Below are 24,996 nucleotides of genomic sequence, written 5' to 3' on the forward strand. Positions count from 1 at the left end.
CTCCCAACGGACCTCCTCCACGTCCCACATGTCAGACACGACCCTGAAAGCCGCGGCACCCGACAAGGGCAGGCTGGCCGCGCTCACCCTCGGTGCGCTTGGCGTCGTTTACGGCGACATCGGCACCAGCCCGCTCTACACGCTGCGCGAATGCTTCTCGCCGGAGCATGGGCTCGCCCTGACCCCGGAGAACATCCTCGGCATCATGTCCATGGTCTTCTGGGCCCTGGTGCTCGTGGTCACGGTGAAGTACGTGCTGTTCGTCATGCGGGCCGACAACAAGGGCGAAGGCGGCATCCTGGCCCTGCTGGCGCTGGCGACCAACAGCCGGCCCGACTCCACCGGGCGGCTGTCCGGCCTGATGGCGATGGGCCTGTTCGGCGCAGCCCTGTTCTACGGCGACGGCATGATCACCCCGGCCATCTCAGTCCTCTCCGCGGTGGAGGGGCTGGAGGTGGCGCAGCCGGCGCTGGAGCGGGTCGTCGTGCCGGTGACCGTGGGCATCCTGATCGCCCTTTTCGCGATCCAGAGCCGCGGCACCGAGAAGGTCGGGCGGCTGTTCGGCCCGATCATGGTCGCGTGGTTCGCCACGCTGGGCCTGCTCGGCCTGATCGAGCTGGTCAAGGAGCCGCAGGTCCTGGCCGCGCTCGACCCGCGCCACGCCGTGCATTTCTTCGCCTCGAACGGCTGGATCGGCTTCCTGGTGCTGGGCGCCGTCGTGCTGGCCGTCACCGGGGGCGAGGCGCTCTACGCCGACATGGGCCATTTCGGCCGCCGCCCGATCAAGGTGGCGTGGCTGGCCGTGGTGCTGCCCGCGCTGCTGCTGAACTATCTCGGCCAATGCGCCCTGCTGCTGAGCGATCCCACGGCGGTGCGCAGCCCCTTCTATCTGCTGGTGCCGGAGTGGGGCCTCTATCCGATGGTCCTGCTGTCGACCTGCGCGGCGGTGATCGCCAGCCAGGCGGTGATCTCCGGCGTCTTCTCGCTGACCCGGCAGGCGGTGCAACTCGGCCTGTGCCCGCGGCTGGACATCCGCCACACCTCGCAGGAGGAAGGCGGGCAAATCTACATCCCGCGCGCCAACTGGGGCCTGCTGTTCGCGGTCATCGGGCTGGTTCTGTGGTTCGAGTCCTCCAGCCGGCTGGCGACCGCCTACGGCATCGCGGTGACCGGCGACATGGTCATCACCACCATCCTGGCGCTGGTCGTGGCGCACCGCCGCTGGAACTGGAGCCTGCCCGCCTGTCTGGCGCTGGGCGCCCTGTTCCTGAGCGTCGATCTGGCGCTGTTCCTCGCCAACGCGGTGAAGATTCCGCACGGCGGCTGGGTCCCGCTGGTCATCGCCGCGGTGACTCTCGGGCTGATGTCGACGTGGCGCCGCGGCCGCGCCGTCCTGAACCGCCGTCTGGCCGAGGATTCCCTGCCGCTGGACAGCTTCATCAAGCGGCACGCCAAGTCCTCCGACATTCAGCGGGTGAAGGGCACGGCGATCTTCCTGACCTCCAGCGCCGACACAGTGCCCATCGCCCTGCTGCACAACCTGAAGCACAATCAGGTGATGCACGAGCGCATCGTCTTCCTGACCGTGATGGTCGAGGACGTGCCCCGCGTTCCGGCCAAGGAGCGCGTCGTCCTGGAAGGGCTGGCCGACGGCTTCTACCGCCTGACGGTGCGCTACGGCTTCTCGCAGGAGCCGAACATCCCCAAGGCGCTGCGGCTGTGCAAGGCGTTCGGGCTGGAGTTCGACGTGATGACGACCTCCTTCTTCCTCGGCCGCGAGACGCTGATTCCCCGCATCAACCCGCAGATGGCCCAGTGGCGGGAGAAGCTGTTCGTCGTGATGTCCCGCACCGCCGTCAGCGCCACCGACTTCTTCAAGATCCCGCCGAACCGCGTGGTCGAGCTGGGCACCCAGGTTCAGCTCTGACGGTCCGCCGCCACGCCAACGAAAAAGCCCCTGTCCATCGGAGAGGGGCTTTTTCGTTGAGAGGAAGCGTGTCCGAAGACGGGGTTCAGTTGATCGCCGCGCTCTGCTTGCCGCGGTAGTTCTTGAGGAACTTCTGGAACACGTCCACCTCGGCGACGCGGGAGCGGACGGTGTTGACGTCGATCAGGCCCAGCGCCTGCTCCGGCCGGGTCAGCACGCGGAAGGCGTCGGCGTCGGGACCGTTGGTCATCGCCGAGCCGAACTCCTTGCGCAGCAGGTTCAGGTTCGTGCCGTCCCCAGCCAACGCCAGCGCCACCGCGCGGTTCAGGACGAGCTGCGAGGTCGCCGGGTTGATCGGCTGGGTCGGTGGCGGTGGCGGACCGATCAGCTTGTTCAGGGCGAAGGCCGCAGCCTCCCACTTCTGGGCGCGCCACGCGATGTCCACCCGCAGCGAGTTGGCGGGCTTGCTGTCGTCCTCGGAGAGCAGCAGCAGCGCCTCGTCGCCGCGGCCCAGTTCGGCCAGCGCCTTGGCCTGCATCAGGCGGCGCTCGCCGACAAGATCCGCCGGCAGGTTCGGCACGTTGGACAGTTCCAGCGCGCGCAGGGCATCCTCGGGCTTGTTGTCGAGCAGGCGGACGGAAGCGAGCCGGGTGCCGACGCTCGCCTTGTCCTCGCCGGACAGGCGGTATTCCACCTGATGCTGCAGCAGGTCGGCGGCGCGGTTCAGCAGGTCCACCGAGATCAGCCGCTCGGCGAGCTGCCGGATCACCTCGTCGCCCGCCTCCCCCACCGGGGTCAGTTCACGGAACTGGTCGTAGAGCTGGAGCGCCTCGATGGTCGGCAGTTTCTGCGCCCCGTCCTTGTAGAGGTCGGCGAAGATGCGCGACATCTCACGGGTGATTTCCTCCGCCCGCGGCGTGTCGGGGACCAGGGCGGCGGTTTCCTTCATGGCGTTGAAGCCGTCGGCGTACTGGCCGGCGGCGATCAGCACCTCGCCCATGCGCTGGCGGATCTGCATCTCCAGCTCGTCGCCGCGCCAAGTGAAGGTCAGCCCGGCCAGCCGCTCCGCGGCGGCGGGGGGCGACATGCGGCCTTCCGCCAGTTGCAGATTCACCAGCGCCAGCCCGGCCTTGGCCCGGTAATAGCGGTCGAGGCTGTTGTAGGAGGCCGTCAACTGCTCCAGCGCCCGCTCCGGCTCGTTGGTCTGGGCGAAATAGAGGCCGCGGAGATACTGGACGTCGGGCCGTTCCTCGGCGTCCGTGCCGCCGCGTTCGACGATGCGGTCGAGCAGCCGCTTGGCGAAGGGCGCGTCGCCGGTCTTCAGCGCGGCCTCGGCGGCGCGGGTCGCCAGCTTGGTCAGGATCGGGTCGGGGTAGGAGTTCAGGATCGGCGCCGCCGCCTTGAAGCCGGCCTGGGCCGCCGGCCAGTCGTTGCGGTCCGCCGCGATGGCGGCGCGCCACAGCGCGGCCTCGCCGTTGTTGGCGAGGTTCGGATGAGCGAAATCCTCCGCCGCGGCGTCGGTGTTTCCCGCCAGGAAACGCGCGGCCCCGCGCAGGGCGCGGAATTCCGGCCAGCCTTCCAGATCGGGCTGCGCCTCCTGCAGCACATCCATCATGCCGATGGCCTCCTGCCCGAAGCCGTTCGCCAGATAGAAACGGGCGAGGTCGAGCTGGGCGCGCGGCCGTTCGGAGTCGGGCGCGTTGACGATGTTGAGCTGCAGGTTCTGCCGCGCCTCGGTGTAATGGTCGAGGTCGCCCTTCTTCCAGGCCGGCAGGTCGAACAGGCGGCGCCCGGAGGGCACCGGCTTCGGATCGGTGGGCGGAGTCAGCGTGTTGGAGGCGCCGCCGGGGGACGGCTTCGGCGGAAGCGACGCCGTCTGCGCCGCGGCCGGGCGGCTTCCGGCATCGGCCATGGGCGACAAATGCAGGCCCCCGGCCGCGGTCACCTCCACCCCCTCCTTGACCGGACGCACGGTGATGGCGTCGGCGATCGGCCGAACGACGACGCCCTGGTAGCTGGGCAGCAGCTCCAGGTCGGCGTAGCGGTGGGATTCGGGGATGGCGTTGCCGGGAACCGGCAGCGGCACGACCTGGAGCCGGTCGCCGACGTCGGGATCGGACAGCGTCACCACGGTCGCCGCATCCGCGGCGCGCACCAGCAGACGGGCGCCCAGCAGGAAATCCGGCTCCGGGTCGATCTTCAGCTCGAAGGGCGGCGTGCCGGTCAGGCGGCTGGTCGGCGTGATCTTCCAGCTCGTCCCCTGCCGTTCGATCTTCGGCCAAACCAGCGGCCCGATCCTGGTGCGGAAGGCGCTGCCTCCGGTGGCCGGCACCGGCTCGATGGCGCCGACCGTCCCGGACGCAGGGCCGATGGCCTTGCCGGCGCCGATGGGCAGGGGCTTGTCGAACACGATGTAGAGATGGCCGGCGCGCGGGTAGACGGCGATGGACGCCGGACCGCCCGCGTCGAAGACCAGGGTCGGCCCCTGCGGCTCGGCTTTCGCCGGATCGGGTTTGGCGGCTTCGGGTTTGGCGGCTTCGGGTTTGGCGGGCGCGGGAGCCGCCGCCACCTCCTTCGCCGGTGGGGGCGACGCAACCGGCTTGGCGGCGGCCGGGGGAAGCGTCGCGGGCGGTGGCGCTGCGGCGTCAGCGGCGGGTGGACGCACCGTGGTCGTGGTCGCGGTTGCGCCGCGCGGCGGCACCGCGTTCGCGGCATCGCTCGTCGGCAGACCGGCGCGCGTTCCCGGATTCTGCACGTCGATCACCACGGAACGGCCGGACTTGCTGTCCTTGACCTCGGCGTCCTGCGGAACGGCGAAGGTGACGGCCAGCGCGCCGTTGGCCTGCCGGAACTGCTCCACATTCTGGATGTTGCGCAGCGTCGCCTTGGCCACCGGCGCGAGATCGGCGGTGCCGTTGCGGTCGAACAGCAGCGTGGCCGACGCACCGTCGCGGCGCAGCGTGTAGTTGGCGCCTTCCGGCCAGGTGAAGGACAGGCGGCTCTGCTCCGGCGTGTCGGCCGCGCTGACCGTCACCCGCCCCGCGGAGCGCGCCGGGGCTTGCGTCGGCGTCTGGCTCTGGGCCTGGGCCTGGGCCGGCGCCTCGGCGGCGGGGGTAAGGTCCAACGCCACGGCGTTGCCGTTGCGGAAGCTCTTCAGCGTCACCGGGCGCTTCAGGTCGAAGGTCACCGTCTTGCCGTCGCCGCTGATCTTCACTCCGGACAGATAGCCGGGCAAGGCCGACACCGTCCGGTCCAAGGCAGCGTTGATCGGCTCGTCGAAGCGGACGACCAGCGTGCTGCCGTCCACCGACGCGCTGTAGCCGGTCTGGCGCGGCCAGTCGAAGACCATGCGCCCGAAGGTCTTGTGGGTGGCGGCGCGCACCGGGACGTCGACCGCCCAGGCAACCGGCATGACGGCGACCTGGGCGGCAAGCAGAGCCGTGGCGGCCACGAAGCCGCTCAGCCAGCGCCGGTATGCCCCGCCCCGCCCCATCCGACTCACTCCTCCGGCTCCGCATCGGTGGCCGCTCCGGACACCGGCGGGCCCACCGTCTCCTCACGCACCACCACATCCACCCGCGCCCCGCCCGGCACCGGGTCGATGCCGGCGGGCTCGCTCATCAGGCTGCGCGCCACAAGGTCGCGCTTGTAGCCCGTTTCGCGCAGCAGCGCCGCGACGGCGACGGCGCGCGTCAGGGCGCGTTCCCAGGCCAGCCCCGCGGACTGGTCCTCCCGCTCGGCATGGCCGACGACCTCGATCCGGTTGCCGATCCGGCCCACCGCGGCGCCCAGCAGATACAGCACCCGCCGCCCCTGGTCGGTGAAGCTGCCGCCGGTCGGGTCGAACATCACATGAGCCGGCAGCCCGATCACCACGCGGTCGTCCTCCCGCCGCACCTCCACCGCCGCCAGATCCTCGTTGGCCGCGGTCTGGGTACGAAGCAGGGCGCTGAGATAATCCAGGTTGATCGCCGAATACGACTCCACCGTGGCGGCGTTGAAGGCGGCCTTCGGCTCGGGCGGCGTCGCGGAGGGGGTGACCGCGGTGGAGCGGGCCGACGACAGCGACTTGACCAGCCCGGTCCAGCGCTGGGCCTCCGGCTCGCTCATCGAATACATCAGCACGAAGAAGGCGAGCAGAAGCGACATCAGGTCGGTGAAGCTGATCAGCCAGATCGTCCGGTTGTGGCCGCCGCTCTTGTCCTCGGCCTTGGGGAGTTTGGGGAGGCGGATCATCGGCGCCCTCCCCCCGGCAGGTCGTCCGTGGCGCGCAGGCTGAACAGCAGGCGGACGGCACCCGGCGCGCCGCGCTCGATGCCCACCGTCACGGCGTCCGGGGGCGTCCCGTCGGCGATCAGCAGCCGGGCCAGCGCCCCGGCCCGCACCACCGGGCCGGGCGCCTGACTGGGGCCGCCCGCCGGGCCGATGGACAAAAGCGCGTCCAGTTCGATCCGCTCGCCGGGGCGGTTCTGCAGGAGCGCGTCGGCCACCCGGTCGATCAGGCCGATGCGGTCCGGGCGCAGGTCCGCCGTACCGGGCAGGAACAGCTCGTCGGCGGGGAGGCGCACTTCCAGCAGGCGGCCCGGCGTGACGCTGTCCACCTTCGCCACGGCGATGGCGGTGGCGAACAGGTTGCCCAGGCCGTCCAGCCGCTGCACGGCGAAGACGGTGCCGGCGCGCGAGGCCAGCGGGTCGGCCGGCTCGCGCAGGCGGGGGTCGATGTAGAAGGCGGGGAAGCTGCGCTCCAGCGACACCAGGACCGTACGCACCCGCTGGGCGGTCTGCACGGACTGGGCGTTCAGAACGATGAAGAAGACGAGCAGCAGCAGGAACAGCGACAGCAGAAGCACGATGCTTCCGTTGTTCGGGTTCGGCCGGCTGCCCGACAGGTCCGGCTTCCTGTGGCCGGGCGCAGCCATGGGATTAGTCGAAGCTCGCCAGCAGACGGTCGATCTCGTCCTGGTCCATGGCGGCGCTGGTCATCTGCGGCCCGTGCAGCAGCCCGGCCTCCGGATCGTCCGCCGGACGGTCGGTGGCGAAGTTCGGCGACGAGTCGGTGTGGACCTCGGCCGCGGCGACCGCGGCGGCGGGGCGGGTGTGGTTCTGCCGCACCTCGTCGCCGAAGGCCGCGACGATCATGTCCACCTTCGATTCGATGTGCTTCAGCGTGCGCACGACCTTGGAAATGCGCTGGCCGGTGATGTCCTGGAAGTTGCAGGCCTCGAAGATCTTGGTCACCTGCTCGGTCAGCTTCGCGGAATTCTCCGGATCGATCTGACCGGAAATGCCGGTGATGACGTCGCAGGCGTCGAAGATGGCGAAGGTGGCCTGTTCCGTGGCGCCCACGACGGCGTCCAGTTCATCCGTGGCGTTGGGGATGTGCTGGTCGCGGATTTCCGCGGGCTGGAGCGCCGCCAGCTCGTGCTTGGCGCTCTCGATGAAGCGGGCGAGGTCCACCACCTCCTTGTAGAGGCGAAGGTCGGTGGCGGAGATGTCGCCGTCCATGCTGCCGAGGATGGAGCGGACGATGTCCGTCACCTCCTCGCGGCTCAGCGGCTGGGCCGCCTCGGCGTGGGCGGCGTCGAGCTGCTGGCGCAGGAGTTTCTGGTCGGCGAGCGAGGAGGAAACGGGCGGGGCCATGTGCGTTCCGATGTGAGCGTTCCGTGGTCTTGTCCGGCCTGCGTGCGATCGGGTGCGTCGGCCTGCCCGGACGCAGACGCCGGAAGCGGGTTCGACCCAACCTCGCGTCCTTGCACGGCCGCCGCCGACTCGGAGCCTCGTCAGCCTTTCCAACCCTAATTTCGCTCGGTTAACACGCCGTTAAGCGCCTGAAACGTCGCAACGCAAAGATGGGACGGAATCGCCCAGCCGGAAGGAAAGCGGAAGCGTTGTTCTGCGCCCGCGCGCCTTCGCACAGGGCTCGCCATTGTCGAACTTTAAAGAGGGATGCGGCAATTTGTTTCAATTGGAGGCCGCAAACGGACAAAGGGCCGCCTGGAGGGCGGCCCTTCTTCACCGTTGCACGGAGCGACTGTTCGGTCAGGCTAGTGCGCCGGCGAAACAGTCCTGGGTGAAGCCGTTACGGTGAAACCGTCCCGGCGGTCAGCTCCCGCTGCTCCGCCCGCCACCATGGCTGTGTTCGCCGCCCTTGCGGCCCGCTTCCGATGCACGCTCCGGATCGTTCTTGAAGTTGCCGCCGGACGCCTGCCCGCCTTTGTGGCCGGCTTCCGACGCACGCTCCGGGTCGTTCTTGAAGTTGCCGCCGGACGCCTGGCCACCCTTGTGACCGGCTTCGGAGGCGCGCTCCGGGTCGTTCTTGAAGTTGCCGCCGGAAACCTGACCGCCCTTGTGGCCGGCATCCGCCGCACGTTCCGGATTGTTCTTGAAGTTGCCGCCGGAATGCTGACCGCCCGAGCTACGGCCCTGGTTCTGGTCGTTCATCTTGTCTCCTTCCTCTTGCTGTTGGGCAAACTTACGTTGCCCGAACACGCCGGAGCCAACATGAACCGAAGCCGACCGTTGCGGGCCTTCTACCATCCTGACAGTACGTGTACGTATATTCAGTAGGTGCGCCGCTGGTTTCGGGTATGACCAAACGCTCGGTCATACCCGATCGCCCATCATCGCAATCAAAGGACGTATTCAGTTCTTCGGTGCGGCGGGCAGTCCGCGCCGTTCGATGAGGGCGGATGTCAGCTCCTTGGCCTTCAGCGGGTCCATCGCGGCCAGGATCGGCGCCGTCTTGGTTTCCTTCATCTTTTCCACCACCCCCAGCAGAACGGGCATGTCCAGCTCCTCGAAGATGCGGGCGGCTTCCTTGGGCTTCATCGTCTCGTAGATCTTCACGAGGCTTTCGAGCTGTGCGGTCTGCTTCTCGTCGCCCTGGCGCATCAGCTTCTGGATGTCGGTGCGGACCTTGTCCATCTCCTGCACCTTCTGGTCGATGCGCTTCTCGGCGGCGGTCAGAAGGGCCTCGCGCTGCTCCAGCTCCTTGGTGCGGCGCTCGATCTCGGCGCGGCGCTCGGCGAAGTGCTGGAGCAGTTCCTCGTTCTTCACCGGTCCGAGGGCGGCGTTGTCCGGCGGCGTCGGGTTGGGCGGCGCGCCGTTGCTGGCCCCGCCCTGGGCCGGAGCCGGTTCGGGCGAGGGTTTGGCGCCGTTGGCGGCAAGCTGCATCGGCGGTGCCGGAAGGGCGCTTTGTCCCTGCGCCAGGGTCGCCGGAAATTCCGGCAGGCGGGCGTCGCGCGTGGTGATCCGCCACAGGTCGCCGACACGCACCCCCAGCATGAGAACGGCGACGAAGATGGTCAGCGGCAGGATGCGGAACCGCCACGCCTTCATCTTCTCGCGCATCCGCTCCGACAGCGGGCGGCGCGGCACGGCGGGCTTGCGCTTGGCTTTTGCCTTCAGCTTGGCCTTCGGCTTCGCTTTGGCGGCAGCTTGAACGGGCGCTTGCGCCGGTGGCTGACCGGCCACGCTCGGGCTGATGCGGACCCCGGTCGGGGTGGCCCCGGCCGGCCGGATCACGACCTTTGGCTCCCCGCCGCCGACGGCGGCGGACGCGCCCTTTGTGGTGGTGGCGTCGCTCATCCGACCCCCTTGCCGGCGTTCTCGATGGCTTGCAGAAGTTCACGTTCGGCGCGGGACAGGCTTTCGCCCTCGCGCAGGATGGGATCGGACGCCGGCGCCGGGCGGCGCGCCAAGGGATCGGCGCGCAGCGGCTCGTTCCGGAAGGCGGCGGAGCGCAGCGGCGGCAGATCGTCGTGATCGTCGTGGTCGATGTGACCATCGTCGTGAAGATCGTGGTCGTCGTGATCGTGGTCGTCGTGACCGTGATCGTCCTCGACGATCGGGCGCGGCGCGGCGATCGGGCGCGAGGCGACGGGGGGACGGGCGGACAGGCCGGGGCGTGCCGCCGGGCGGGCGGCGGAAGCCGGCTTCGGGCGCTCCCCGCCGACGTTGCCCAGCCGGTTGGCCATGGCGTCGGCGGCCTCGATCATGAATTCCAGCTCGTCGCGCAGGGTCTGCGCCTTGGCGACCGTGCGCTGAAGGTCTTCGCCGGTCTCGTGGGCCGTCTTCTTCAGACCGCGCACGCCGGTTTCGGCGCGCGACATGGCCTCGTTCAGGCCGCGCACCAGTTCGGCCATCTCGCCGCGGCTCTCGCGCAGCTTGATGATCTGCCGATTGAGGATGATCGCGTAGGCGATGGTCGCGGCCAGCAGCCCCACCATCACCAGATCGAGGACGAGCGTGAGGGTCGGGCTCATAGCCGCATGACCTCCTGCTTGGGCAGCTCCCGCTCGATCCGCACGGCGATGTGCCCGCCCTTGCGGCCCATGCGGCCTTGGAACATGGAAACGTCGCCGCAGCGCAGCTCGATGGTGCCGTCCGGCGTGGCGTTCAGAAGAATTCGCGTGCCGACGCGCCAGTTCAGCACGTCGTGCAGGGTCATCGTCACCTCGTCCAGCACCGCGGAGATGTCCACGTCGGTGACCAGCAGTTCCGAGGCGAGGTGGGTTTCCCAGATCGAGTCGCGGCCGAACTTCTCACCCATGAACATCTGGAGCAGAAGCTCGCGCACCGGCTCCAGGGTCGCGTAGGGGATCATCAGTTCCAGGCGGCCGCCGCGATCCTCCATGTCGATGCGCAGCTTGACCAGCACCGCCGCGTTGGCCGGGCGCGCGATGGTGGCGAAGCGCGGGTTGGTCTCCAGCCGGTCGAAGCGGAAGGTGACGGGCGACAGCGGGTCGAAGGCGGCGGACAGGTCGGACAGCACCACATGGACCATGCGCTCCACGAGGTTGCGCTCGATGGTCGTGTAGGGGCGGCCTTCGATGCGCATCGCCGCCGTGCCGCGCCGCCCGCCCAGCAACACGTCCACGATGGAGTAGATCAGCGCCGAGTCCACGACCATCAGGCCGTAGTTGTCCCACTCCTCCGCCTTGAAGACGGACAGCATCGCCGGCAGCGGGATGGAGTTCAGATAGTCGCCGAAGCGCACCGAGGAGATCTGGTCGAGGCTGACCTCGACGTTGTCGGACGTGAAGTTGCGCAAGGACGTGGACATCATGCGGACGAGGCGGTCGAAGACCACCTCCAGCATGGGCAGGCGTTCGTAGTTGACCAGCGCCGAGTTGACCAGCGCCATGATGCCGGAGTTGTCGCCGTCCCCGGCGCCGCCCTGGTCGAAGCCGAGCAGGCTGTCGATCTCGTCCTGGTTGAGGACGCGGGTCGAGCCGCCGCCGCCCATGTCCGCCATATCGCCCATGTCGCCGCCGTCTTCGGCGAGGGCGGCCCATTCGGCGGCAAGGCGTTCTTCTTCGCTCAGTTCCTCGGTGTTGCTCATGGCCCGTTTCCGCCGTCCCTACTGGACCAGCATTTCCTTGAACAGCACGTCCTTGACCTTCACCGGGTGGGCGGACGCGGTGATCCGCATCAGCAGCTCCTGGCGCAGGCGGTACATGCCCGCCGACCCCTTCAGATCCTCCAGCCGCAGTTCGCGCAGATAGACCTGGAAATTGTCGATGATGCGCGGCAGCACATGCTCGATCGCCGGTATGTCCTCGCCCTTCGCAAGCTGGATCGAAATCTTGATCTTCAGGAAGGCCGGACGCTTGCCGCTGCTGTTCAGGTTCACCAGCATGTCCGGCAGGTCGTAGAAGACCGGTGCGGCGTGCGGATCGGGCTGCGCCGGTTCCGCCGGCACCTCCGCATGCTCCTCCTTCTTGCCGAGCAGCGAATCGAGCAGGCCGCTGAAGTACACGCCCGCACCGGCGCCGATCAGCAGCACCAGCGGCAGGATGACGAACAGGACCAGCTTCTTGCCGCTGAATTTCTTGCGCGGCAGGCCATCGGTCGGAACGTCGTCTTCAGCGTGCGCGGTCATGGAATCCTAAGCGCGAGCGGTGGCGGAGCGTGGCCTTACCAGCGCAGCAACCCTATCTTTCGGATAGTTAACAAAGCCTTTCAGGCACGGTCCGCGGCTGTGACAGAAGCGCAACCACAGACGGCGGCACGGTTCTTGATTGGGACATCGCCGGAGATCCCCGTCAACCGAGGAGCGAACGCCCGAGCCACGCCCGCCATCCCCTTCCCCACCATCCTGCCCCGCCCCGCCCACCACCCGTCCGCCCGCGTCCGGCGGATGGAGCCGCCTTGTGATCCGCGCGCCGCCCGCGCCGCGGCAACCGGACGCTTTTGCCCGGCGGCGGGCGGCAGCCCTTGCCATCCCACCGGCATTTCTTGCCCGGCAGGCGCTTCCCCGGCGGCGGCGTCCGCCGCCATGCTTGTCTTTCCGGTCGTTTTCAGCTCTGGCACGCACCGTGCATTGCCTTTTGCGCCGGTCGGAACGCTCCCCCGGCCCGAATGGAAAAGAGGCCGCCGATGGAAAACCCGATCTACGTGTCCCTGTCGCGCCAGCTCACCCTGCGCCGCCAGCTGGACGTGATTTCGAACAACATCGCGAACATGAACACCACGGGCTTCAAGCAGCAGCGCATGCTGTTCACGGAGTTCCTGGAGCGTCCGGGCATGCACGAGCAGGTCAGCTTCGTGCAGGACCGCGCCGTGGTGCGCGACCTCTCGGCCGGCGGGATGATGCAGACGGGCAATTCGCTGGACCTGGCGCTGACCGGCCATGGCTACTTCACCGTCGATACGGCGAACGGCCCCCGCTACACCCGCGCCGGCAACTTCCGCCTGAACGACCAGCGCCAGATCGTGGACGGCGGCGGCCTGCCGGTCATGGGCGACAACGGCCAGCCCCTCGCGATCCCGAACGGCACCAGGGACATCATGGTGTCCGGCGACGGCACCGTCTCCACCGAGCTGGGTCCGGTGGGCCGGCTGAACATCGTCACCTTCCGCAACGAGCAGCTGATGACCGAGGTCGGCGCCGGCCTGTACGTCAGCGACGAGGAGCCTCAGGCGGCCCCCGCCGACACGAAGGTGGCACAGGGAATGCTTGAGAATTCCAACGTGAAACCGGTGGTGGAGATGACGGCGCTGATCGAGATCCAGCGCCAATACCAGTCCAACCAGAAGCTGATCGAGAGCGAGCACGAGCGCATCCGCAGCGCCGTCCAGAAGCTGGGCCGCACGGCCTGATCGACCGCGTACAAGGAGTAAGGAACCATGCGCAGCCTCGCCATCGGCGCCACCGGCATGATCGCCCAGCAGTTGAACGTCGAGACCATCTCGAACAACATCGCCAACGCGACGACGACCGGCTTCAAGAAGCAGCGGGCCGAGTTCCAGGACCTGCTGTATCAGAACTTCCGCCGCATCGGTTCCACCTCGTCGGACGCCGGCACCATCGTGCCGACCGGCGTGCAGGTGGGTGCCGGCGTGCGCGTCGCCGCGGTGGCCCGCGTGCTGGAGCAGGGCAACCTGACCGTCACCGACAACAAGCTGGACGTCGCCATCAACGGCTCCGGCTATTTCCAGGTGCAACTCCCCAGCGGCGACACGGCCTACACCCGCGCCGGCAATTTCAAGCTGTCGCCGGAGGGCATCATCGTCACCGCCGACGGCTATCCGGTGCAGCCGGCGATCACCATCCCGGCGGAAGCCGTCGACGTCGCCATCAACGCCTCGGGCGAGGTGATGGTGAAGCTGGACGGCCAGGTCGCCCAGCAGAATGTCGGGCAGATTCAGCTGGCCACCTTCGCCAACGCGGCGGGCCTGGAAGCCGTCGGCGACAACCTGTTCCTGCAGACCGGCGCGTCCGGCGAGGCGGTCGGCGGCAACCCCGGCGCTCCCGGCTTCGGCCGCGTGGTGCAGGGCGCGCTGGAAACCTCCAACGTCAACATCGTGCAGGAGATCACCACCCTGATCTCCGCCCAGCGCGCCTACGAGATGAACTCCAAGGTCATCAAGACCACCGACGAGATGATGCAGCAGGCCTCACAGCTCCGCTGATCCCGGCACCGCCTTAAGGCCCGTTCCAGCAAGGACATTCCGCCATGCTCCGCCCAGCCCTCCACATCCTCGGCGCCGCCCTTCTCGCCACCGCGATTGTCAGCGGCCCGGCGGCCCTCGCCCAGACGATGGACGGCGCCGCTTCCGCGGCGGCGGCGGTGGTCTACAGCCCGGCCCATGTCGAAGCGGTGCTGTCCGACGCGCTGTCCCGCCAGATCACCACGGGCCGGCTGCAGATGGAGCTGGACAGCCGGGCGGTGGAGCTGCGCGCCCCGGCGGGCGCCGGCAGCCTGACGGTGGAGAACCTCTACTACAACCCGGTGCAGGGCCGCTTCGCCGCGGAGATGATCGTGGCCGACACCCGTCCGGTCGTGCGCCTTCCGGTGTCGGGCCGCGCCTATGGCGTGGTGCAGGTGCCGGTGCTGTCGCGGCGCATCGCGCCCGGCGACGTGATCGGGCCCGGCGACGTGGATTGGCAGGACGTGCGCGCCGACCTCGCCGGCAGCGACATCGCCGCCACCGACGCCCAGCTCATCGGCCTGACGCCGCGGCGCGGGGTCCCCGTGAACCAGCCGGTGCGGCTGCGCGACCTCCAGTCGCCGCGGGTCGTGGACAAGGGCTCGCTGGTCACCATCACGCTGGCCACCGAGAACCTGACCCTGTCGGTCCAGGGCAAGGCCCTGCAGGACGGCGGCCGGGGCGATGTGATCCGCGTCGTCAACACCCAGTCGAACCGCATTCTCGAAGCGACCGTCGCCGGCCCCAGCATCGTCGCCGTGGCAAAGCCCGGCCTCACCGCGAAGTAAGGAGAAAGCTCCATGTCCGCCCTCAGGATGCCCGCCGCCACGAACACCGCTCGCACGGCGTTCCGCTTCGCTCTGCTCGTCGCCGTCGCCGCCGGCCTTCCCGCCTGCAACGCCATGTCGCGCGTGGCGGACATCGGCTCCGCTCCGGAACTCACCAAGATCAAGGACCCGCAGGCCCAGCCCGGCTACCAGCCGGTCAGCCTGCCGATGCCCACCCCCCTGCCGACGGAGCGCAACCCGAACTCCCTGTGGCGGACCGGCGCCAAGGCCTTCTTCAAGGACCAGCGCGCGGCCAAGGTCGGCGACCTGCTGACCGTCGACATCCAGATCAACGATCAGGCCCAGCTCAACAACCAGACCACCCGCACCCGCGGCAACTCCGAGAAGGCCGGCATGCCGAGCTTCTTCGGCTTCGAGGGCAAGGCCCTGCAACGCGCGCTGCCCGACGGGGTGAGCGCCGACAGCCTGCTGGACCTTTCCAGCTCGACCTCCAACGACGGCAAGGGCGCCATCAACCGCAAGGAGCAGATCACCCTGAAGGTGGCCGCGCTGGTCACGCAGTCCCTGCCCAACGGCAACATGGTGATCCAGGGCCGGCAGGAGGTCCGGGTGAACTACGAGGTGCGCGACCTGATCATCACCGGCGTGATCCGGCCCGAGGACATCACGGCGCAGAACACCATCAGCTACGAAAAGGTGGCCGAGGCCCGCATCTCCTATGGCGGACGCGGCCAGATCACCGACGTGCAGCAGCCCCGCTACGGCCAGCAGCTGTTCGACATCATCATGCCCTTCTGAGGACGTTCCGGGAACGCAAGGCGGAAATGCACCAGCAACCAAGACAGAAGGGGGCACCGGCCCCCTTCGGGCCGGCCGCGGTTGGACGGGAAGTTTCTGCCGCCCGGCTGGATCTGCCGTGCCCTTCCTGCCGTCCCTCGGCGCCCCGTCACCCGATCCGAGCCAGAAGCGCCTCGTAACGCCGGAGGGTGTCCCGCATCTCCTCCAGGATCTGGCGCTGCTCCTCGTTCGCCGCCCGCGCGCTCTCCGCATCGGCACGCGCATGCTCGGCATGAAGCCGGGCCTTCTCGGCGAAACGCCGGGTGGCCTCATGGAGCAGCCGCGCCTGTTCCTCGCCGCGCCTCGTCCGCCGCAAGTCCGGCCGTCTCGGCGGACCGGCGATGCTCTTCATCCGGAATGCGCGTTTCCTCGGCGTCCCGCCGCTGCGCCTCGCCGGTGATCCGCCCTTCTTCCGCTACGAGTCGTGCGCCTTCCGCCTCGACATGGTGCTGGAAGTTTGAGGATCGTTCCTCTTCGGCCTCCTCGCGCATCCGTTCCGCTCCGGCACGGGCGTCTTCGGCCCTGCTGCGCCGCGCCTCGTTGCGCCGCCGCCAATCCTCCGCATCAGCGTCCTGCGCCCCAGCGCGGTTCAGCGGGTGATGTGCCTGCGTCATCGGGCCTCCCTTTCAGCAGGCGGTGTGACCCTTCCAACGCCTTCTCGGCAGAGCGCAGACGTTCGTTGGACCGGTCCAGCAGACGCTTCCTTCGTGTCTGCGTCTCACGGACCAGGGCCTGCAATGTCTCGATCCGCTTCAGGAGTTCCATCTCACCCTCAACAGGCCGACCTGGCAACCCGCACCAACGGGGCGAGCGGGCGGCCGATACGGCTGCGCGGCGAATCGCGCGAAAGCGCCACGCCGAAGGGCGAGGCGGCCATCGGAAGACGTCCTTCATTCGATAGGGAGAGCGACAGGGAGTGGCAGCCCGATTTCCCGGCTGGCCGGAACCGGCCGGGGCCGGTAGGTTGACGGCTCCTTGCAGCGGGCTCGCGGCCGGCCCGAGCGAACCAAGCTCCGACAGAGGGGCGGGCCGCCCCTTTCTCTTCCCACGGCCAGGATCGTGCCGACTCCGGGTCCCCCTCCGTCCCCGGCACTCTCCTGTTGACATGGCCATCCGGTTGAAGACCACTGGCGCCATGGCAACCATTCAAGAAGCGCTGACCATCGCGCTCGACCACCACCAAGCCGGACGCCCGGCGGAGGCGGAGATTCTGTGCCGGCGCATCCTCGACGCCGACCCGGATCAAGCCGCCGCTTGGCACTTGCTGGGCATCATTCACGCGCAAGCCGGACTCTTCGGGGAAGCCGCGGCGCTGCTCGGCGAGGCGCTGGCCCGCGCGCCGGGACCCGACCTGCACCGGCACCGCGCCATGGCCCGGCAGGAGACCGGCGACCTGGAGGGCGCGGTCGCCGATTACCGGGAAGCGGCGCGGCTGAACCCCGCGCTGACCGACGCCGCGCTCAACGCCGGAATTCTGCTGGAGCGGCTCGGACGGAGCGGTGACGCGCTGGAGGCCTACCGAACCGCGTTGATGCCAGATGGCACATCCGACGGTGGCGACGTCCGCGCCGCCACCCATCTCGGCCGGTTGCTGCTGGCCGGCGGCGACGCGGCGGAAGCGGCGGCCATCCTGGAAGGCGCGGTCCGGACCGACGGCACCGCGCTGGAATCCTGGTACCATCTGGCGGATGCCCGTGCACGGTCCGGAAACGTCCGCGGGGCCGAAGCGGCGCGGCGCCGCGCCCTGGCGCTGGCGCCGGCCTTCTTCGGCATCCTGGCCCGCGCGCCGGACAGCGGGGACGAATCCGACGAGGCGGCCCGGCGGCTCGGCTGGGCGCGGGCGCTCGAACCGCAGCGGCCCGAGCCGCTGTGCAACCTCGCCGCCACCCGCCTGCGCCAAGGGCGCCTTGCGGAGGCCGACGCGCTCTACACCGCCCATCTGGAGCGCGCTCCCACCGACTCCGCGGGCTGGAGCGCGCGGGCGGTCTGCCGGATGGACGCCGGTGGCACGGAGTCGGCCGAAGCCGACGGACGGCGCGCTCTCGCGCTCGACCCCGCGGCCGAGGGGGCGCTGGCCACCCTGTCGGTCCTCAGGAGCCGGCGGGGCGACCCGTTCGCCGCCGGCCTTCTGCACCGCCGGATGCGCCGCTTGGCGAACGGCTCCGCGCCGGCCGGCGACGATGACCTCGACTCGCTGATCCGGGCGACCGCCGAGGCCATGCCCTTCCTGGCCGAAGCCTCCCATCCCGAGCGCCGGAACGCGGCGGCGCGGGGCTTCAACCCGCATCTGCGCGTCCGCCACCACGACACCGAGACCCGCGACCGCATCACCACCTTCTGGTCGGGAGCGCCGCTGAACGCCGGGGCGCGGTTGGCGCTGCGCTCCATGGTGGCGCAGGGGCACCCGGTGCATCTCTACAGCTATGGCGATCCCGCGCTGCTGGGCCGGGTGGCGGACGGCGTGCGGGTGGAGGACGCCGGAACGGTGGTGCCGCACCATGTCTACGACCTGTGCGTCCGCAGCGCCGAGATCCGCTACTTCAGCGACATCTTCCGCTACGCCGCCCTGCACGCCTTCGGCGGCTGGTGGCTGGACACCGACGTCGTCCTGCTGAAGCCGCTGAGCTTCGGCCCCGGCCACCTGTTCTGCTCGCAATGGCACGGCCTGGACGCCGGCCACGCGCTCGTCGGCGACGCCATCCGCGCGCCGCGGGGCTCGGTCCACATGCGCCGGCTGTTCGAGGAGTCGATGCGCATCCTGACGAGCGGCAGCGACCGCCGCTTCGGCGCGGTCGGCCCGCTGCTGCTCAGCCGCTACGTGCTGACCGGGCCGGGCCGGGATCTGCTGGACCGCGTGCTGCCGCCGACGGTCTTCAACGCCGTCGACTGGACGGAGCATTCCTGGCTGGCCGAGAGCGATGGGCCGGCGCTGTCCCTGCTGGCGGACGAGCGGGTCGCCGGCGTGCATTTGTGGAACGGCATGTGGGGTCCCGCCGGCCCGCCGGTGGAGGACGCCGACGCGGAGTCGGTGTTGGGCCGGCTGGCCGCTCTGCACGATCCGAACGGCACCCTGTCGGCCCTCGCCATGCGCTTTCATTCCGACAAGGGGCCCCGCCTGGGCACCGAGCGTCTGGGACATCATTACACACGGGTCTACGACGCGCTGTTTGCAACGCGGCGGTTCGAGGCCTTGCGCATCCTGGAGATCGGCCTGTGCCGCGGCCGGGTCGAGGGCTGGAAGCAGGACGACGTGCCGAGCCTGCGCATGTGGGAGCGCTATTTCCCGAACGCCGTCGTCGTCGGCGCGGACATCGAGGATTTCTCGGCCTTCGACGGCGGGCGGGTGACGACCCGGCGCGTCGACCAGGGCGACCCCGACGGGCTGCGGCGTCTGGCCGAGGAGGACGGTCCCTTCGACATCATCATCGACGACGGCTCCCACGCCTCGCGCCATCAGCAGATGACCCTGGCCGCCCTGTTCGGACGGCTGCGACCCGGCGGGGTCTACGTCATCGAGGATCTGAACTGGCAGCCCCCGGACGTCGAGCGCCCGGAGGACCGGCTCACGCTCGATGTCCTGCGCGGGTTCATGGAGAACAGTCGGATCGACAGCCCGCACATCGCTGCGGGGGATCGACGCGCCCTCGAATCGGCGATGGCCCGCGTGGAGCTGTACGACAGCCTCAGCGAATTGGTCGGGGCGGAGCGCATGGCCGGTCTGGCGGTGATCCACCGCCGCGACGGCAGCTCCTGACGGACAAGCCCCCGCCGGGATCGGTGGGGCTTGTCCGAGACAGCGACGATATCCGCCGCGTCAGTCGTCGCGCTGGGTGCGCTCCATGCGCTCGTGCCGCTCCTGGGCTTCCAGGCTCAGCGTCGCGATGGGGCGGGCGTCGAGGCGGCGGACGGAGATGGGCTCCCCCGTTTCCTCGCAGTAGCCGTAGGACCCGTCCTGCAACCGCTCCAGCGCCGCATCGATCTTGGAGATCAGCTTGCGCTCGCGGTCGCGGGTGCGGAGTTCCAGCGCCCGGTCGGTCTCGGCCGACGCGCGGTCGGCGATGTCCGGTTCCTGGATGCCGCCTTCTTGAAGGCTGCTCAGGGTCTCGCTGGATTCAGCCAGCAGCTCCGCGCGCCAGCGCAGCAGCTTCTGGCGGAAATATTCCCGCATCACGGGATTCATGAACTCCTCGTCTTCCGACGGGGTGTAGTTCTTAGGCAGAAGCGGAGACGACATCCGAGAGCATCCAACGCAAAAGGGTGATCCGGGCGGCGCGGAGTATAGGTAGGCGCACCGGCAACCGCAACCCCGCGCTTCGCCTATCGAAGCGCGAACAAGCCCTTGGAGAAGCAAAGTTTTGTGAAACGTTCGGGGATGGCCGTACGGCCGATGCCGAAAAGCCGGTCCTACGGCCGGGGCCGCGGGCGGCGGAGCCGGAAAAGGCGCTCAGGGGGTGAGCTTCGCCAGCTCGACCTGGGCGCGCAGGTCGATCTGGTCAAGAATTTCGGCCAGCCGCGGGTCGTCCACATGGACGCGGCGCGACTGCACCACCTTCACGAGGTCCATCAGCTTCTGCGCCGGAAGCGTGCCAGCGAGAAGCCCGTGCTGGATCTCCTCCAGCTTGTCGAGCATCTCCTCGGCGCGCATCTTGCCGCGCGACGCGCGGGCCGTGGCGTCGTCCACCTCCTGCAACGCCAGCACGCTGGCGATGCCGGCCAGCGGTGCCGCGGCATGGACGCCCTGCGCGGTGTTGGTCTCGCCGACGAGCTGCTTGGAAAAGGACGCACCGGACGAGCCTTCGGCCTTCCCTGTGCGCCGGACCGAGCTGCTGCCGCGAAGTTTTCCGGGGCCTTCGACTTTCATGTTCCGTGCAACCGGTTTCGGAAAAGCGCGATACTCTAGATGGAAGCACCTTAACATCCGGTCAAGGTTTGCCGCAATCGGGCAAAAATTGCCCTGCTTCCGTGACATAAAGCGGTTGGAGGCGGTGCCAATTTCCGGCCTTTTCATCCGCCGCCGCCGCTTCCCCTTGCCGATCCCGCCCTTTGCCTGCCGTTCGCGGCTCTGGCACGCTGTTTGTATAGGAAGGGACAGCCGTTGAGGAGTGTCCCCGCCATGACCGCCACCGCACTGACCCGTGCCGCACTGTGCCGCACCGCACTGCCCCGCACTGCCGTCCTGCTGCGCGCGGCCGCGATGCTGGCCGCCCTGGCCGCGGCGTTGCTCGCGCTGTCGGCGCCGGCCTCGGCCTCGTCGGCACGGATCAAGGACGTGGTGGATGTCGAGGGCGTGCGCGACAACATGCTGATCGGCTATGGGCTGGTGGTCGGCCTGAACGGCACGGGCGACAGCCTCAACAACTCGCCCTTCACCGAGCAGAGCCTAGTCGGCATGCTGGAGCGGATGGGCGTCAACACCCGCGGCACCAACCTGCGCACCAAGAACGTGGCGGCGGTGATGGTGACGGCGACCCTGCCGCCCTACTCCGCCCAGGGCACGCGCATCGACGCCACCGTGTCGGCGATGGGCGATTCGAAGAGCCTGCTCGGCGGCACGCTGCTGGTCACCCCGCTGCTGGGCGCCGACGGCGAGGTCTATGCCGTGGCCCAGGGGCCGATCGCGGTGTCCGGCTTCTCCGCCCAGGGCCAGGGGGCCAGCGTGACGCGCGGCGTCCCCACCTCGGGCCGCATCTCCTCGGGTGCCATCGTCGAGCGCGAAATCCAGTTCTCGCTGGCCGAACTGCCGGTGCTGCGCCTGTCGCTGCGCAACCCGGACTTCACCACCGCCCAGCGCGTGGCCACCGCCATCAACATCCAGCTTCGCGGCAATCGGGCGCAGGCCACCGACCCCTCCTCGGTCCTGCTGAGCGTGCCGGAGGCCCGGCGCGGCGACATCGTCGGCCTGATCACCGAGATCGAGCAGCTCCGCGTCACCCCCGATCAGGTCGCCCGCGTGGTGGTGGACGAGAAGTCCGGCGTGATCGTGATGGGCGAGAACGTCCGCATCTCCACCGTCGCCATCGCCCAGGGCAACCTGACGATCCGCGTCACCGAGACGCCGCAGGTCAGCCAGCCCGGCCCCTTCAGCCAGGGCGAGACCGCCGTGGTGCCGCGCACCGACATCCAGGTGGACGACCAGTCCAACAACCGCCTCGCCGTGATGAATTCCGGGGTGACGCTCCAGGAGTTGGTACAATCCTTGAATGCGCTTGGCGTGGGTCCCCGGGACATGATCGCCATCCTTCAGTCGATCAAGGCCGCCGGAGCCCTGCAGGCGGAGATCGAGGTGATCTGATGGATACGACGCTTTCCCTTCCCGGCCTTCCGCCCCCGCGCCTGCCCGCGGCCGCCGAGCGCGCCCAGAACGGTGCGCAGTTCGGCGCCCAGGCGGGCGTCCGGACGGCGGTGCGGACCGATCTGGTCGATCCCAAAAGCGCGGAAAGCAAGGTGGACCCGGCGATCCGCGCCAAGCTCCGCCAGTCCGCAAACGAGTTCGAGAGCGTCTTCGTCTCCCAGATGCTGGGCCACATGCTCGACGGGATCGAAGTGGACCAGACCTTCGGCGGCGGCCATGCCGAGGAGATGTTCCGCTCCATGCTGACCAACGAATACGGCAAGCAAGTGTCCCGCAGCGGCGGGTTCGGCATCGCCGATCAGGTTTACCGCGAGCTTCTGCGCGCACAGGAGGGCAACCATGGATAAGGTCGACGTCCGTTTCCCGCAGCCGTCCAAGGCTCCCGCCGCCAATCTGCCCAAGAACGCGGAGGAGCGCGCCGCCGCCCTGGTCGAGCTGATGAACCGGCTGAGCGCCCATCTGGCGCGCGAGACCGAGGCCGTGAGGCGCCACTGCACCAGCGCCGAGCTGGCCCGGCTGGGGCGCGAGAAGCAGCCGATGATGCTGGTCTACGAGGAGGTGTCGCGCCTGCTGCGCGTGGACCGCGATGGCATGGCCGCCCTGCCCGACGAGGCCAAGGCCGCGCTGCGCGAGGCCACGCGCGGCCTGTACGAGGCGTCCGCCGCCAACGCCGACGCGCTCCGCCGCAACGGCGCGGCGCAGAAGATCCTGGTGGACACGGTGGTCGGCGCGATCAACCGTGCCCGGCAGACCACCACCCCCGCCTACGGCACCGCCCCGATTCCGCCCCGCGCGACCTACGTCACGCCGAGCCACGGGCCGTCCACCTCCGCCACCCTGAACACCCGCCTCTGACGACTCCGCCGGAGCCGCCATCCGCAGCAAGGGCCGTCCGACCGGGCGGCCCTTCGGCGTTGCCGGGTCCGGCAAGAAGCGCCGGTCACCCGGCGGAAATTGCCGCCCGGCGGACGGAACTGCCGGGCGCGGGATCGCGGGCGGACGCGCCGGCACCGGCCTGAAACTGGCCCGTTAGTTGCTTTCGGACGGGGTGCACCTGTCCGCTTCGGGGAATCCGTTCCATGGCCATCCTAACGAACACCGCGCCCTCCGCGTTCGAAAGCCTGGTCAGGGGCCAGACCTCCTCCAGCCAGAACACGGCCCCGCGAAGCGACAAGTTCGCCTCCATGATGGACCGGCTGATCAGCGAGGCCTCCACCCGCAAGCGCGATCAGGCCCAGGCGGAAACCGCGGCCCAGGACCGGCGCAACGCCGCGGCGGGTGCCGCCGATCAGGCCGCCGCCAACCGGGCCGCCGCCAACCGGGCCGCCGATCGCAAGGCCGCGGAGCGCGGCCCGCCGTCGCGCCCCGAACCGATCCGCGCGGAACCCGCCAAGCCGCGCCAAGCCTCCGATACCGCCACCCAGGCCGAAGCCCGCGCCGCCCGCAAGGACGAGGGCCAGCGCACCGCCGAGCGGAAGGACGCCCGCGCGTCCGACGCGGCCAGGGCCGGCGACGACGCGCACGCGGTGCGCACCGAACGGCGGGAAGCCGCCACCATGAACCATGCCGCGGCAAAGGACGCGAAGGCCGCCAGCGCCAAAGCGGTGCAGGACGATGCCGCCGCCAAGCCGGCGCCCACCGATGCCGCCGCCCTGACCGACACGACGGAGGAGCTTCCGCCGGACCGGACCGATGGCGCGACGGGCGATGGCGCCGCGCAGGACAGTGCCGGCGATCAGGCCGCGCAGGACGGGACCGGCGAGGCGGTGATCCTCGACCTGGCCGTCACCGTGACCGAGACCACCGTGGCGTTGGTCACCGCCGATCGATCCGCCACCCTGACCGACCTGGAGGCCGCCCTGTCGCTGGCCGTCGCCCCGGTGGCCATCGGCACGCCGGATGACGGAGAGGCCGACAAGACGACGGAAGACGGGGCGGTCGAGGCGGCGGCCCCGGTCGAAACCACGCCGCCCGGCGCTCCGACTCCGGACGGCGCGGAGGCTCCTTCGGCCGGTGACCCCGCCGCCGAAGCGGCTTTGGCCGCCGCCCTGGCAACCACCACCACCCCTCATCCGGATGGCAAGGCCAAGCCCGCCTCCGACGAGTCCGTGCAGGCCGCAGCCGCGACCAAGCCCGTCGCGGAGGCGCTTCCGACGATGGCGGACGCCGTGCCGGCGCCGGTCGTCCCGGCGGGCGGTCCGCAGACCGAGTTGGCCGCGCCCCACGCCGAAGCCGGGGACGCTGCGGCCAAGGACAAGCCGGCGACGGCCGCCGACGCCTTGTCCTCCGGCACCCTTCCCCTCGCCGACCTGCCGAACGACGACAGCGCGCCGCTGCCGCAATCCCTGACCGATCTCGCCGCGGCCAAGGCCAAGGGCGCGACCCGGACCGGAGCGGACGGCGATGCCGGAGCCAACGCCGGCAACCGCGGCAACCAGGACCCGAGCGGCAACGCCGCCCTGACGCAGCCGCCGGCGCCCCAGGCACCGGTTGCCGACCCGGCAAAGCCTGCCGGGCAAAGCGCGTTCCTGACCGCCGCCGCCGTTGCGGCCGCCGCCACGGACGCCGCCCCGCCGACCGATGGCGCGCCCCACCCCACCACACCCACGCATCCGGTCTTCGCCGGGATCGAGGGCGTTCACACGGCGAGCGGCGTGGAGGCGGGGCTGACCACCGCCCAGCTTCGCCCGTCCCGCGGGTCCGCCGGCCTGCCGATGGGCGTCCAGGACCAAGTGGCCGTCCACATCAGCAAGAACGTGTCGGACGGCAACGACCAGTTCACCATCAACCTGCGCCCCGCCGAGTTGGGCCGCATCGACATCAAGCTGGAGATCGGCCAGGACGGGCGGGTCACCGCGTCGGTCGCCGTGGAGAAGGCGCAGACCCTCGAACTGCTGCAGCGCGACAGCCGCAATCTGGAACGCGCCTTGCAAGACGCTGGACTGAAGGCGGACAGCAACAGCCTCAACTTCAGCCTGCGCGGCGAGGGCGGCCAGTCGTTCCAGGACTCGGGACGGCAGGGCGGTTCGGGCCGGCGGGGCCGCGGCCTCGGCGGCGGCGCCGGCGAAGTGGAGGATGCCCAGGCCGCCTACACCCTGACGCTGGCCCCGGGCCGCGTCGACATCCAAGCCTGATTCAGACCAGCTGCAGCCATTCCA

The 24,996-nt window shown here is 69.7% G+C and carries 23 protein-coding genes; 10 read left to right on the forward strand and 13 right to left on the reverse strand.

Annotation, left to right across the window (positions count from 1 at the left end; genetic code table 11):
* Positions 1-28: 28 nt before the first annotated feature.
* Positions 29-1,927 (forward strand): potassium transporter Kup, encoded by a 1,899-nt coding sequence (locus tag JJL56_RS15475; RefSeq protein WP_109070600.1) that lies wholly within the window; start codon positions 29-31, stop codon positions 1,925-1,927.
* A gap of 85 nt (positions 1,928-2,012) precedes the next feature.
* On the opposite strand, the gene JJL56_RS15480 is transcribed toward JJL56_RS15475, so the two are convergent.
* The 9 genes from JJL56_RS15480 to JJL56_RS15520 all read right to left on the reverse strand — a co-directional run bounded on the left by JJL56_RS15480 (position 2,013) and on the right by JJL56_RS15520 (position 11,810).
* The gene (locus JJL56_RS15480) at positions 2,013-5,420 is read right to left on the reverse strand and encodes a tetratricopeptide repeat protein (protein WP_200485571.1); all 3,408 of its coding nucleotides are present in this window, start codon (positions 5,418-5,420) and stop codon (positions 2,013-2,015) included.
* Between the two features lie 5 nt (positions 5,421-5,425).
* Positions 5,426-6,163 (reverse strand): flagellar motor protein MotB, encoded by a 738-nt coding sequence (locus tag JJL56_RS15485; protein WP_145626379.1) that lies wholly within the window; start codon positions 6,161-6,163, stop codon positions 5,426-5,428.
* Positions 6,160-6,846 carry a hypothetical protein gene (locus JJL56_RS15490; RefSeq protein WP_247890645.1) on the reverse strand — a complete coding sequence of 229 codons (687 nt, stop codon included), beginning with the start codon at positions 6,844-6,846 and terminating at the stop codon, positions 6,160-6,162. Before JJL56_RS15490 ends, JJL56_RS15485 begins: the two co-directional genes overlap by 4 nt.
* Before the next feature lie 4 nt (positions 6,847-6,850).
* Complete coding sequence (locus tag JJL56_RS15495) at positions 6,851-7,567, reverse strand: protein phosphatase CheZ (protein WP_200485572.1); 717 nt, start codon at positions 7,565-7,567, stop codon at positions 6,851-6,853.
* A gap of 462 nt (positions 7,568-8,029) precedes the next feature.
* Positions 8,030-8,368 (reverse strand): con-10 family general stress protein, encoded by a 339-nt coding sequence (locus tag JJL56_RS33940; RefSeq protein WP_145626377.1) that lies wholly within the window; start codon positions 8,366-8,368, stop codon positions 8,030-8,032.
* Between the two features lie 201 nt (positions 8,369-8,569).
* Positions 8,570-9,514, reverse strand: coding sequence for a MotE family protein (locus JJL56_RS15505; protein ID WP_200485573.1), 945 nt, complete (start codon positions 9,512-9,514; stop codon positions 8,570-8,572).
* Entirely contained in the window at positions 9,511-10,191 is a 681-nt protein-coding gene (locus tag JJL56_RS15510; protein WP_145626375.1) for a DUF6468 domain-containing protein, read from the reverse strand. The genes JJL56_RS15505 and JJL56_RS15510 overlap by 4 nt, the downstream gene beginning before the upstream one ends.
* Positions 10,188-11,270, reverse strand: a complete 1,083-nt coding sequence (gene fliM, locus JJL56_RS15515; RefSeq protein ID WP_035674995.1) for a flagellar motor switch protein FliM — start codon at positions 11,268-11,270, stop codon at positions 10,188-10,190. The genes JJL56_RS15510 and fliM overlap by 4 nt, the downstream gene beginning before the upstream one ends.
* A gap of 18 nt (positions 11,271-11,288) precedes the next feature.
* Positions 11,289-11,810 carry a flagellar basal body-associated FliL family protein gene (locus JJL56_RS15520; RefSeq protein ID WP_035674997.1) on the reverse strand — a complete coding sequence of 174 codons (522 nt, stop codon included), beginning with the start codon at positions 11,808-11,810 and terminating at the stop codon, positions 11,289-11,291.
* A 497-nt stretch (positions 11,811-12,307) separates the two neighbouring features.
* Between JJL56_RS15520 and flgF the strand changes: the two genes are divergently transcribed.
* From flgF to flgH, 4 genes are read left to right on the forward strand one after another with little or no spacing between them, the layout of a single operon-like run.
* Positions 12,308-13,030, forward strand: coding sequence for a flagellar basal-body rod protein FlgF (gene flgF / locus JJL56_RS15525; protein ID WP_200485574.1), 723 nt, complete (start codon positions 12,308-12,310; stop codon positions 13,028-13,030).
* A 27-nt stretch (positions 13,031-13,057) separates the two neighbouring features.
* The gene (flgG, locus tag JJL56_RS15530; protein WP_145626373.1) at positions 13,058-13,843 is read left to right on the forward strand and encodes a flagellar basal-body rod protein FlgG; all 786 of its coding nucleotides are present in this window, start codon (positions 13,058-13,060) and stop codon (positions 13,841-13,843) included.
* Positions 13,844-13,887: 44 nt separating this feature from the next.
* Complete coding sequence (flgA, locus tag JJL56_RS15535; RefSeq protein ID WP_200485575.1) at positions 13,888-14,649, forward strand: flagellar basal body P-ring formation chaperone FlgA; 762 nt, start codon at positions 13,888-13,890, stop codon at positions 14,647-14,649.
* 12 nt (positions 14,650-14,661) lie between these two features.
* Positions 14,662-15,447, forward strand: coding sequence for a flagellar basal body L-ring protein FlgH (gene flgH / locus JJL56_RS15540; RefSeq protein WP_247891085.1), 786 nt, complete (start codon positions 14,662-14,664; stop codon positions 15,445-15,447).
* 148 nt (positions 15,448-15,595) lie between these two features.
* On the opposite strand, the gene JJL56_RS15545 is transcribed toward flgH, so the two are convergent.
* Together JJL56_RS15545 and JJL56_RS15550 are read right to left on the reverse strand one after the other, a co-directional pair.
* Positions 15,596-15,838 (reverse strand): hypothetical protein, encoded by a 243-nt coding sequence (locus tag JJL56_RS15545; protein WP_200528734.1) that lies wholly within the window; start codon positions 15,836-15,838, stop codon positions 15,596-15,598.
* Positions 15,839-16,050: 212 nt separating this feature from the next.
* Positions 16,051-16,251 (reverse strand): hypothetical protein, encoded by a 201-nt coding sequence (locus JJL56_RS15550; RefSeq protein WP_200485577.1) that lies wholly within the window; start codon positions 16,249-16,251, stop codon positions 16,051-16,053.
* 370 nt (positions 16,252-16,621) lie between these two features.
* Here JJL56_RS15550 and JJL56_RS15555 point away from each other — a divergent pair, with 370 nt between their 5' ends.
* Complete coding sequence (locus JJL56_RS15555; RefSeq protein WP_200485578.1) at positions 16,622-19,240, forward strand: tetratricopeptide repeat protein; 2,619 nt, start codon at positions 16,622-16,624, stop codon at positions 19,238-19,240.
* A 60-nt stretch (positions 19,241-19,300) separates the two neighbouring features.
* Here the strand turns inward: JJL56_RS15555 and dksA are convergent, their stop codons facing one another.
* Positions 19,301-19,720: an RNA polymerase-binding protein DksA gene (gene dksA / locus JJL56_RS15560; protein WP_035675009.1), complete on the reverse strand. Its 420-nt coding sequence runs from the start codon at positions 19,718-19,720 to the stop codon at positions 19,301-19,303.
* A gap of 210 nt (positions 19,721-19,930) precedes the next feature.
* On the reverse strand, positions 19,931-20,347 hold the full coding sequence (locus JJL56_RS15565) for a flagellar assembly protein FliX (protein WP_145626369.1): 417 nt from the start codon (positions 20,345-20,347) through the stop codon (positions 19,931-19,933).
* Between the two features lie 252 nt (positions 20,348-20,599).
* On the opposite strand from JJL56_RS15565, the gene JJL56_RS15570 reads away from it, so the two are divergent.
* The 4 genes from JJL56_RS15570 (at position 20,600) to JJL56_RS15585 (ending at position 24,972) form a co-directional block, all read left to right on the forward strand.
* Positions 20,600-21,778, forward strand: coding sequence for a flagellar basal body P-ring protein FlgI (locus tag JJL56_RS15570; protein WP_200485579.1), 1,179 nt, complete (start codon positions 20,600-20,602; stop codon positions 21,776-21,778).
* A complete protein-coding gene (locus tag JJL56_RS15575; RefSeq protein ID WP_145626368.1) occupies positions 21,778-22,185 on the forward strand; it encodes a rod-binding protein in 408 nt (135 codons plus the stop codon). The genes JJL56_RS15570 and JJL56_RS15575 overlap by 1 nt, the downstream gene beginning before the upstream one ends.
* The gene (locus tag JJL56_RS15580) at positions 22,178-22,693 is read left to right on the forward strand and encodes a flagellar basal-body protein (protein WP_145626367.1); all 516 of its coding nucleotides are present in this window, start codon (positions 22,178-22,180) and stop codon (positions 22,691-22,693) included. Before JJL56_RS15575 ends, JJL56_RS15580 begins: the two co-directional genes overlap by 8 nt.
* 224 nt (positions 22,694-22,917) lie before the next feature.
* Positions 22,918-24,972: a flagellar hook-length control protein FliK gene (locus tag JJL56_RS15585; RefSeq protein ID WP_200485580.1), complete on the forward strand. Its 2,055-nt coding sequence runs from the start codon at positions 22,918-22,920 to the stop codon at positions 24,970-24,972.
* Positions 24,973-24,996 lie beyond the last annotated feature (24 nt).

It is taken from the genome of Azospirillum aestuarii (assembly GCF_016632405.1).
Lineage (GTDB): Bacteria > Pseudomonadota > Alphaproteobacteria > Azospirillales > Azospirillaceae > Azospirillum > Azospirillum aestuarii.

Bases quoted from the DNA above. Each gene is read 5' to 3' on its own strand.
- JJL56_RS15475 (WP_109070600.1), top strand. From the start codon at position 29: ATGTCAGACACGACCCTGAAAGCCGCGGCACCCGACAAGGGCAGGCTG.
- JJL56_RS15480 (WP_200485571.1), bottom strand. From the start codon at position 5,420: ATGGGGCGGGGCGGGGCATACCGGCGCTGGCTGAGCGGCTTCGTGGCC.
- JJL56_RS15485 (WP_145626379.1), bottom strand. From the start codon at position 6,163: ATGATCCGCCTCCCCAAACTCCCCAAGGCCGAGGACAAGAGCGGCGGC.
- JJL56_RS15490 (WP_247890645.1), bottom strand. From the start codon at position 6,846: ATGGCTGCGCCCGGCCACAGGAAGCCGGACCTGTCGGGCAGCCGGCCG.
- JJL56_RS15495 (WP_200485572.1), bottom strand. From the start codon at position 7,567: ATGGCCCCGCCCGTTTCCTCCTCGCTCGCCGACCAGAAACTCCTGCGC.
- JJL56_RS33940 (WP_145626377.1), bottom strand. From the start codon at position 8,368: ATGAACGACCAGAACCAGGGCCGTAGCTCGGGCGGTCAGCATTCCGGC.
- JJL56_RS15505 (WP_200485573.1), bottom strand. From the start codon at position 9,514: ATGAGCGACGCCACCACCACAAAGGGCGCGTCCGCCGCCGTCGGCGGC.
- JJL56_RS15510 (WP_145626375.1), bottom strand. From the start codon at position 10,191: ATGAGCCCGACCCTCACGCTCGTCCTCGATCTGGTGATGGTGGGGCTG.
- fliM (WP_035674995.1), bottom strand. From the start codon at position 11,270: ATGAGCAACACCGAGGAACTGAGCGAAGAAGAACGCCTTGCCGCCGAA.
- JJL56_RS15520 (WP_035674997.1), bottom strand. From the start codon at position 11,810: ATGACCGCGCACGCTGAAGACGACGTTCCGACCGATGGCCTGCCGCGC.
- flgF (WP_200485574.1), top strand. From the start codon at position 12,308: ATGGAAAACCCGATCTACGTGTCCCTGTCGCGCCAGCTCACCCTGCGC.
- flgG (WP_145626373.1), top strand. From the start codon at position 13,058: ATGCGCAGCCTCGCCATCGGCGCCACCGGCATGATCGCCCAGCAGTTG.
- flgA (WP_200485575.1), top strand. From the start codon at position 13,888: ATGCTCCGCCCAGCCCTCCACATCCTCGGCGCCGCCCTTCTCGCCACC.
- flgH (WP_247891085.1), top strand. From the start codon at position 14,662: ATGTCCGCCCTCAGGATGCCCGCCGCCACGAACACCGCTCGCACGGCG.
- JJL56_RS15545 (WP_200528734.1), bottom strand. From the start codon at position 15,838: ATGAAGAGCATCGCCGGTCCGCCGAGACGGCCGGACTTGCGGCGGACG.
- JJL56_RS15550 (WP_200485577.1), bottom strand. From the start codon at position 16,251: ATGGAACTCCTGAAGCGGATCGAGACATTGCAGGCCCTGGTCCGTGAG.
- JJL56_RS15555 (WP_200485578.1), top strand. From the start codon at position 16,622: ATGGCAACCATTCAAGAAGCGCTGACCATCGCGCTCGACCACCACCAA.
- dksA (WP_035675009.1), bottom strand. From the start codon at position 19,720: ATGTCGTCTCCGCTTCTGCCTAAGAACTACACCCCGTCGGAAGACGAG.
- JJL56_RS15565 (WP_145626369.1), bottom strand. From the start codon at position 20,347: ATGAAAGTCGAAGGCCCCGGAAAACTTCGCGGCAGCAGCTCGGTCCGG.
- JJL56_RS15570 (WP_200485579.1), top strand. From the start codon at position 20,600: ATGACCGCCACCGCACTGACCCGTGCCGCACTGTGCCGCACCGCACTG.
- JJL56_RS15575 (WP_145626368.1), top strand. From the start codon at position 21,778: ATGGATACGACGCTTTCCCTTCCCGGCCTTCCGCCCCCGCGCCTGCCC.
- JJL56_RS15580 (WP_145626367.1), top strand. From the start codon at position 22,178: ATGGATAAGGTCGACGTCCGTTTCCCGCAGCCGTCCAAGGCTCCCGCC.
- JJL56_RS15585 (WP_200485580.1), top strand. From the start codon at position 22,918: ATGGCCATCCTAACGAACACCGCGCCCTCCGCGTTCGAAAGCCTGGTC.